Origin of the sequence: Intrasporangium sp. (assembly GCF_032907665.1) — a bacterium.
GTDB lineage: Bacteria > Actinomycetota > Actinomycetes > Actinomycetales > Dermatophilaceae > Intrasporangium.
This window is the reverse complement of the sequence record NZ_JAJJPG010000066.1, coordinates 1-8331: the sequence shown is the minus strand read 5'-3', so window position 1 is coordinate 8331 and position 8331 is coordinate 1. Positions and strand designations below refer to the sequence as shown.

Sequence of the window (8331 nt, the reverse complement as noted above, 5' to 3'; positions counted from 1 at the left end):
CGCCCGTGCTGCCCGGGCCGCCGGGCGAACCGTCCAGGTCCTCCGCGGCGACCGCGCCGGCCAGGCTCGGGAAGGCGGCCGTTGCCAGAGGCACTGCGAGGACCGCGTAGGGAAGCAGGGTCACCGCCTGGGCGTAGATGAAGACGTTGAGGGTCCCCACCCCACCCCGGTCGTTGGCGAGGCGGATGACGACGAGCGTGGCCAGCTGTTGGCCGGCGACGGCGAGCAGCCCCGCGACGGCCAGGGACCGCACCCGGCCGGCCATGCCGACCGGGAAGCGAAGCCGTGGCCGCAGCCGGATGGCCGCCCTCCGGATCGGCACGACGAGAGGAAGCGCCATGGCGGCGACGCCCAAGGTCGTGCCCACGGCGAGGACGAGGATCGCGTCCCGCGGGACGAGCCCGATCTCGGCGGAGGGGTCGGGCACCCGGGACCGGTAGACGAGGTAGGTGGCGATGACGACGAGGCTCGACAGGAGGGGAGCGAGGGCAGCCGCGACGAAGCGGCGGTGCGCCTGGAGGACGCCGGCCAGGACGATCGCCATCCCGTAGAGCGGGAGCTGGATGGCGAAGATCGCCAGGAAGTCGGCGCCGAGGCCGACCTCTCCCGCACAGCCGGTACCGAGGAGTCCCGCAGCGATCGGCCGGGCGGCGAGAAGGACCACGACCCCGAGCGGCAGGAGGACGACCATGGCCCAGGTCAGCAGGGCGGATGCGGTGTCGTTGGCCGCCGTGCGGTCGCCGCGCGCGAGGGCGCCCGCCACGAGGGGCACTGCCACAGCAGCCAGCACACCCCCGGCAGCGATCTCGAAGATGACGTTGGGCACGGCGTTGACCGACTGGTAGACGCTGCCCACGCAGGTGGCACCGACGGAGTGGGAGAAGGCGAACCAACGTCCGAAGCCCACGATCCGCGCCAACAGCGTGATCGCCGCGATCGATCCGGCTGCCGCGAGAAGGGCTCTCCCGCCCGGCAGGCCGCCTCCCCCGTGCCCCGCCCGACTCTCGGCTCTGCCGTCCGTCTGCGCTGGGGCGCCGCCGTCCGTGGACCCGTCCTCGGGTGCCGGCTCCGCTTCGGGCCGGTGGTCCGGTCGTGACGACGCAGGTGGGGTCATGGGCGGACCCGGCCCCACTCATCGATCCGGCGGAGCAGACCGTTGGACTCGATGACCTTGGTGAAGCTGATCCGCTCGGATGCGAGCGTGAGCGCCGTGAGGACGCCGAGCGCGATGAGCCTGCCGCGCAGGCCGGTTCGCTCCACGAGCGCCAGGCCGACGAGCGCCCCGGCCGCATTGGCACCAGTGTCGCCGAGCATCGAGACCCCAGCCAGGTCGTCACCGATGACGCCCGCGGAGGTCCCCAGCGCCGCTGCTGCCGACGTCGAACCGGTCAGCGCCAGCGGCCCCGCGGCACCCATGACGACCTTGAGCGCCCGGCCGGGTCGCAGGTCGAAGAGGTTGGCCGCGTTGGCGGCGCCGGCCACGACGGCACCGCCGACGACGGTGCTCATGGCAGCGCTCGCGGTGCTGGCAGGGCCGCTCACGACGCCGCTCGCTCCTTCATCGGCGGCCCATCGTCTCCCGTCCGCAATGACCGCACCGACGAGGCCGGTCAACGCGAGCCCGGCCACCTTCACCGCACCCGTGGTCACCTCACGCCGGCGCAGCGCACCAAGGTGTCCTCTCAAGCCCTTCCTCGCTGCAGTCCCCGCCAGGTCGTCGAGCGCGCCCAGGGCACCCGCAGCGACCGTGACGGTGAGCCCCGCGATCGGCGAGCCGGCCGCAGCGCTGGATCCTTCTGCACCACGGCGGAAGACGGCACCGACCGCCAGGCCGGACACCGCGCCCCCGATCCAGGCGGGACCCTCGAGCAGCGTCACGGTGCTCCCGGCATGGTTGGTCCGCTCCCAGGTCGCCTTGGCCGCACGTGGAAGTCGCGCTGTGAGCCGCTGGGCGGCCGCAGATGCAGCAGCGGCCGCCAGGGAGACAGCGGCTGTCTCGGCCACTTCGGTCAGGATCCGGAAGGCGAGCGAAGGGGTTGCCGAGAAGGCAACGGGGCCATCGGCCGCGGACCGGTCCGCGCCCGTCCCCCCAACGGGCGAGCTCACGGAGCCACCCTCGGCGCTGCTGCCGTCGCTCCCTCCGCGGTGCCGTAGTGCCCCACCTGGCCGACGAGCTCGGACTCGAGCGCGAGCACGACGATGGCCGGCCCTGGGGCGTCGCTCGCATGGTCGACGGTGGAGATGAGACGCGCGGACGCGTCGACGGACCGGATCGCGGCGACGGCGTCAGAGGAGACAGGCTGCCCAGCGGAGATCACCGGCTGGGGTCCGGCGACGACCGCGCCGGCGGAGCCGTCCGCGACGAGGCGCGCGATGGTCCGGATCGTCTCCGCCCGACGCTGGACCTCCACCTCGTCACCGGCGAAGTCGCCGGAGATGATCACCGCGAGGTCCGCCGGCTCGAGCTCCTCCGTCGACGAGCCGACCATCCCCGCGTCGGTCAGGGTCGTGAGGGCGGCTGCCCGCGACTCGGATTCCGAGACCAGATCGGTGCTGACGGTGAGACGGGCGAGCACCTGCGCCAGCAGGGCGTCCCCGGACAGGGACGAGGACAGTCCCAGCGTGGAGGCGGCAGCCGTCGCGGCCTCGGCACGCTCCGGGGCGAGTGAGGGATCGAACCAGTCGTCGTCGATGGTGACCGTGGCACTGAGCGTCGCCCCACTCGTCTCCACCGCCTCCTCGACGAGGTCCACGAGGGTCCCGTCCGCCGACGGCAGGACGATGACGGCGACCGTGTGCCCGATGAGCGCGTCCTCGATGACCCGGCCCGAGACCGCCTCGGCATACTCGTCCGCCGCCGCGACCCGTTGCTCGCTCGCGGCGAGCTGGTCGTTGAGCTCCTGCTTCTCGGCCCGCAACGCGGACACCTGGTCCGTCAGCTGCGACCCGAGGTTGGCCTGGAGCGGGCCGGCGCCGAGCACGATGCCGACGGCGAGGGCCAGGAAGATCGAGATGATGGAGACGAGGTGATACCGGAAGTCGATCACGTGAAGATCCCCACGATCGTGGTCCAGAGGTCGTCCCACCGCGCCGCGATGACCTGCAGCCACGCCTGACCCGCGGGGGTGGCCGAGATTGCCACGAAGAGCGCGAGCATGCCCACAAGGAGCATGACGACGAGCAGCCGGGCCGGGATCCGGGCCTGGTAGAGACGGCTGACCCCCTTGGCGTCGACGAGCTTGCCACCGACGCGCAGCCGCGTGAGGAAGGTCGAGGCCTGACCGTCCCGACCCTTGTCGAGGAACTCGACGAGGGTCACGTGGCTGCCGACCGCCACGATGAGCTCTGCTCCTGCGTCGTCGGCGAGGAGCATGGCGACGTCCTCACTCGTGCCCGCCGCGGGGAAGACGACCGGCGTGATGCCGAGCGCCTCGACGCGGGCGAGACCCGGCGCGCGCCCATCCCGGTAGGCGTGCACGACGATCTCGGCCCCCGAGCGGAGCGCCCGGTCGGAGACGGAGTCCATGTCTCCCACGATGAGGTCGGGCCGGTAGCCGGCCTCGATGATGGCGTCCGCCCCGCCGTCGACGCCGATGAGCAGTGGCCGGTACTCCCGGATGTAGGGACGCAGGGTCTGGAGGTCCTCGCGGTAGTGATAGCCGCGGACGACGACGAGCGTGTGCCGCCCCTCGATCCGCGTCCGGATGGGCGGGATCCCGATCCCGTCGAGGAGCAGCTCACGCTCCTTGCGGATGAACTCCATCGTGTTGGTCGCGAAGGCCTCGATCTGCACCGCGAGCCCCGCCCGGGCCTCGTGCATCTCCGCCTGGACCACCTCGGCATCGAGCAGCCGCCCCGTCGCGACCCGCCTCTCGCCGAGCCACAGCTGCTCACCGTCCAGTCGCAGCTGGTCCCCGTCGTGCAGCTCCATGACTGCCGGCCCGGCAGCGTCGAGCAACGGCACGCCCGCCTCGGTGAGGATCTGCGGGCCGACGTTGGGATAGCGACCGGAGATCGACGTGGAGGCGTTGACGACCGCCGCGGGTCGCGCGGCCACGAGCGCGTCGGCGCTCATCTTGTCGAGGTCCAGATGGTCGATGACGGCGATGTCCCCGGGCCGCAGCCGCTTGGTGAGGTTCTTCGTCCGCGCGTCCACCCGGGCAGGACCCACCACGCCCGGGCCTGAGGCAGGGGCGTGCGCGCGGCGGCGGAGGGACATGGCCATGGTTGCCCCCATCGTGCCACGTCACGCAGGGCGCGACCGCACCGGCAGAGGCGCGCGTCAGGCCGCCCCCGCGCGCGAGCCGCGGACGGCAGCCGTCTGCTCGAGCAGGTCCCGCGCGTGCGCGAGGCCGGCCTCCGAGTCCGGGTCCCCACCCATCATCCGGGAGAGCTCCCGGAGCCGTTCGTCACCCTCGACGACGGTGACGCTGCTCGACGTGATCGCGCCGTCGTCGGACTTGTGGACCACGAGGTGGCGGTCCGCGAAGGCGGCCACCTGGGCCAGGTGCGTGACCACGATGACCTGCGCCTGCTCCGCGAGCGCCGCCAGCCGGGCCCCGACGTCGATGGCGGCGCGTCCGCCGACGCCGGCGTCGACCTCGTCGAAGACGAACGTGGGCGGAGTGCCGGGACGTGGCGCCGCCCGGCCGTCCGGCCGGCCGGGACTCGCGCCCACGACCTCGAGGGCGAGCATGACCCGGGAGAGCTCACCGCCCGAGGCCGCCTTGGCCACGCTGCGCGGCGCCGCCCCTGGATTGGCGGCCAGCAGGATCTCGACCTCGTCGGCCCCGTGTCGGCCGATCCGGACCCGCTCGCCGGACGGGAGCGGGAGCCCGTCCTCCGCGATGCGCTGCTCGACGCGCACGTCGACAACCGCCTTGCCCATCGCCAGGTGGGACAGCTCCTCGGAGACCCGGGCCGCGAAGTCGCGGGCTGCCGCGGTGCGGGCCGCCGTGAGCTCGGACGCGGCGCTGCCGAGCGCCTCGGTGAGCTCCTCCAGTCGGGTCTCGAGGCTGGCGACGCGGTCGTCCGCGGTGACGAGCGCGTCGAGGCGCGCAGCAGCTGCCCCCGACCAGGCAAGGACCTCGTCGACCGTCTCGCCGTACTTGCGGGTCAACGCGGCCAGTGCTGCGCGACGCTCCTGGACGTACTCCAGTCGCTCCGGGTCGAGGTCGACGTCCTCGAGGTAGGCCGTGAGCTCCGCCGCGACGTCGGTGACGAGGGTGGCCACCTCGTCCAGGCGCGCGTCGAGCGCACCGAGTCGCTCATCGTGGGTGGCTGCCTGCGACAGCGCGGCCCGCGCCGACCCGACGAGGTCACGCACGTTGGGAGCCGGCTCAGCGGCATACTCGTCCCCGCTGAGGTCGGCCACCGCACGGCCGGCGGCGAACCTCAGACTGTCGGCGTGCGCCAGCCGCTCGTCCTCCGCCCGGAGCGCCACATCCTCCCCGGGCTGCGGGTCGACGGCCTCGATCTCCTCGAGAGATGCCGTCAGGGAGTCGGTCTCACGAGCCCGTTCCCGCGACTCCGCGACGAGGCGCTCGTGCTCCGCACGCGCCGCTCGCCACTCGTCGTGAAGGGCGGCGACCCGGTCACGGAGCCCGACGAGGACCGGTCCACCGAAGTCGTCGAGGACCTCCCGGTGGGCCTCGCCCTGCTTGAGCCGCCACTGGTCGGCCTGCCCGTGGACGGCCACGAGATGGCGGCCGAGGTCGGCCAGCACGCCGACGGGGGCCGTGCGACCCCCGACATGGGCCCGCGACCTGCCTGCCGCGGTGATCGTCCGCGCGATGACGAGCTCGCCGTCCTCGTGCTCGGCGCCTGCCTCGTCGGCGCGGTGGAGGGCCGGGTGGTCGGCCGGCAGCTGCACGACGCCCTCGACGACGGCGCTGTCCGCCCCGGTCCGGACCAGGCCTGAGTCGGCGCGCTCGCCGAGGAGCAGGCCGAGGCCGGACACGACCATGGTCTTGCCGGCGCCGGTCTCACCCGTCAGCACGTTGAGACCCGGGCTCAGATCGAGGACGGCGTCATGGATGACGCCGACCCCGCGGATCCTCATCTGGCTGAACACGGGACCACCTTAGGGCCGAGCACCCCCGGAGCCGGGCGTCCGGGGCGTCCCGTCCACGTCGTCTCCGGACCCGGGGGGCACCGGGGCCGTTGTCGTAGCCGGGGTCGCTGTGGTACCCCGGGTTGCCGCAGGCGGTTCGTGGGCCGGAAGGGGTGCCCGGTCGGGATTGCTGCGAATCCAGAGATCCGAGCGCTGGCCGGCCGCTGCGCGCGCCCGATGGGCGTCGCCACGCCAGCCCCGCACGGGAAGGTTGAACTTGGCGACGAGGCGATCGGTGAACGGTGCGCTGCTCAGGCGTGCGAGACGGACCGGCCGGATGCCGCGACGGACCTCGATGCGGGCTCCCGGTGGCAGGTCGATGTGGCGGCGACCGTCGCACCACATGATGCCGAGGACGTCGGTCCCGGTCCGCAGCTCGATCGCCACGTGCGAGTCGGGCCCGAGGACCAGGGGACGGGCAAAGAGGGCGTGGGCCGAGTTCGGCACGAGCAGCATCGCCTCGACCTGCGGCCAGATGACCGGTCCCCCGGCCGAGAACGCGTAGGCCGTCGACCCCGTCGGCGTGGAGACGATGAGGCCGTCGCCACCCCAGCTCGAGAGCGGCCGGCCGTCCACCTCGATCGTCAGCTCGAGCATCCGCTCCCGCGCAGCCTTCTCGACGCTCACCTCGTTGAGGGCCCAGCTGCTCGCAACGACCTCGCCGTCGAAGATCGCGTCGACGTGAAGGGTCATCCGCTCGTCCACGGTGTACTGCCGGTTGGCGATGTGCTCCACCGTCGCGTCGAGGTCGTCCCGCTCCGCCTCCGCGAGGAAGCCGACGTGGCCGAGGTTGATCCCCAGCAGGGGGACGTCGACGCTCCGGGCGAACTCCGCGCCACGCAGGATCGTCCCGTCCCCGCCGAGGACGACGACGAGGTCACAGCCCTCCCCGACCATCTCCTCCGTGCCGATGTGGACGCGCTTGTCGTGCTTGAGGTCGAGCACCTTGGCCTCATCCGCCTGGAGTGAGACCTCGATGCCGAGATCGGTGAGGCGCTGGATCACCCCCTTGGCGACCGTGAGGGCCTCGGAACGGCGAGGGTGTGCCACGAGCAGGATGCGGCGCGTCACGTTTCCTCCTCCTGGCGGTCGATCGAGTCCAGCATGTCATCCACGGACAGGCCCGCGGCGCCCGGGCCACCCGGCACCAGCCACAGGAGGAACTCGACATTGCCCTGGCCACCCCGGATCGGGCTCGGGGTCGCCCCCCGCACGTCGAGGCCGAGGTCGGTCGCCGATGCGTGGATGTCACGAAGCACGCGGTGGCGCTCGTGGCGGGACGTCACCACGCCGCTGCGGCCGAGCCGCTCGCGACCCACCTCGAACTGCGGCTTGACGAGGACGACGAGGTCACCGTCGTCCGCAACGAGCGGCCGGATCGCCGGCAAGGCCACGGACAGGGAGATGAAGCTGAGGTCGCAGACGACGACGTCGAACCGCCCCCCGAGCGAGGCGGCATCGACCTGCCGGATGTTGGTGCCCTGGAGGTCGATGACCCGGGCATCCTCGGCGATCGCCGCGGCGAGCTGTCCGTGCCCGACATCGAGGGCCGTCACCTGCCCCGCTCCGTGCTCGAGGAGGACCTGTGTGAAACCCCCGGTGCTCGCCCCGACGTCGAGGCATCGCCGGCCCGCGACGCGGATCGGCCACAGCTCGAGCGCGCGCACGAGCTTCAGGGCCGCTCGGCCCACCCATCGGTCGACGTCGCGGGTCAGCTCGATGTGCGCGGCGTCGGTGACCTGGTGGCTCGGCTTGGCCACGGCCTGTCGGTCGACGAGGACGACGCCCTCGCGGATCAGCTCACCCGCCTGCGCCCGGGACCGTGCCAGACCACGGACGACGAGCGCCGCGTCGAGGCGACGTCTGGTCACGCGCCACCGAGGTCGCCCAGGCGGGACTGGAGCGCGGCCTGGGCCACCTCGCCCGCAGTGATCCGGTCGCCGAGCGAGCCACGCTGAGCCGCGGCCAGGTCGAGCAGCACCGCGTCGATCGACGGGTCTCCCGTGGTCGGCGGCGCAGGTGCTGGGCCGGCCTCCCCCTCCGGTGGTGGGGGGACCCCGAACGACGCGTCGTCGTCGCGGTGCAACGACACCTGTTGCTCCTGCTCCTGCTCCCCGCCGGTGAACTCAGTGCTCATCCTGCCTCCGTGCGCTGTGCTGTCTAGGTCCTGGTCAACCGGTCCGCGGTCGAGCGTCCCTCCCAGCAACCGTAGCGGCTAG

The 8331-nt window shown here is 72.8% G+C and carries 8 protein-coding genes; all 8 read right to left on the bottom strand.

The window, feature by feature from the left end:
- On the bottom strand, nucleotides 1–1114 hold a 1114-nt coding region (murJ, locus tag LOY02_RS11120; protein ID WP_317182425.1), incomplete at its 3' end, for a murein biosynthesis integral membrane protein MurJ.
- Nucleotides 1111–2106, bottom strand: a complete 996-nt coding sequence (locus LOY02_RS11115) for a hypothetical protein (RefSeq protein WP_317182424.1) — start codon at nucleotides 2104–2106, stop codon at nucleotides 1111–1113. The genes LOY02_RS11115 and murJ, both read right to left, overlap by 4 nt.
- Complete coding sequence (locus tag LOY02_RS11110) at nucleotides 2103–3047, bottom strand: copper transporter (protein ID WP_317182423.1); 945 nt, start codon at nucleotides 3045–3047, stop codon at nucleotides 2103–2105. Before LOY02_RS11110 ends, LOY02_RS11115 begins: the two co-directional genes overlap by 4 nt.
- Nucleotides 3044–4225 (bottom strand): putative cytokinetic ring protein SteA, encoded by a 1182-nt coding sequence (gene steA / locus LOY02_RS11105; protein ID WP_317182422.1) that lies wholly within the window; start codon nucleotides 4223–4225, stop codon nucleotides 3044–3046. The genes LOY02_RS11110 and steA overlap by 4 nt, the downstream gene beginning before the upstream one ends.
- Before the next feature lie 57 nt (nucleotides 4226–4282).
- On the bottom strand, nucleotides 4283–6073 hold the full coding sequence (gene recN / locus LOY02_RS11100) for a DNA repair protein RecN (protein WP_317182421.1): 1791 nt from the start codon (nucleotides 6071–6073) through the stop codon (nucleotides 4283–4285).
- A 9-nt stretch (nucleotides 6074–6082) separates the two neighbouring features.
- On the bottom strand, nucleotides 6083–7183 hold the full coding sequence (locus LOY02_RS11095) for an NAD kinase (protein WP_410505940.1): 1101 nt from the start codon (nucleotides 7181–7183) through the stop codon (nucleotides 6083–6085).
- Entirely contained in the window at nucleotides 7180–7983 is an 804-nt protein-coding gene (locus LOY02_RS11090) for a TlyA family RNA methyltransferase (RefSeq protein WP_317182420.1), read from the bottom strand. Before LOY02_RS11090 ends, LOY02_RS11095 begins: the two co-directional genes overlap by 4 nt.
- Nucleotides 7980–8249: a hypothetical protein gene (locus LOY02_RS11085; RefSeq protein WP_317182419.1), complete on the bottom strand. Its 270-nt coding sequence runs from the start codon at nucleotides 8247–8249 to the stop codon at nucleotides 7980–7982. Before LOY02_RS11085 ends, LOY02_RS11090 begins: the two co-directional genes overlap by 4 nt.
- Between the last annotated feature and the right edge of the window lie 82 nt (nucleotides 8250–8331).

Bases quoted from the DNA above. Each gene is read 5' to 3' on its own strand.
- steA (WP_317182422.1), bottom strand. From the start codon at position 4,225: ATGGCCATGTCCCTCCGCCGCCGCGCGCACGCCCCTGCCTCAGGCCCG.
- LOY02_RS11085 (WP_317182419.1), bottom strand. From the start codon at position 8,249: ATGAGCACTGAGTTCACCGGCGGGGAGCAGGAGCAGGAGCAACAGGTG.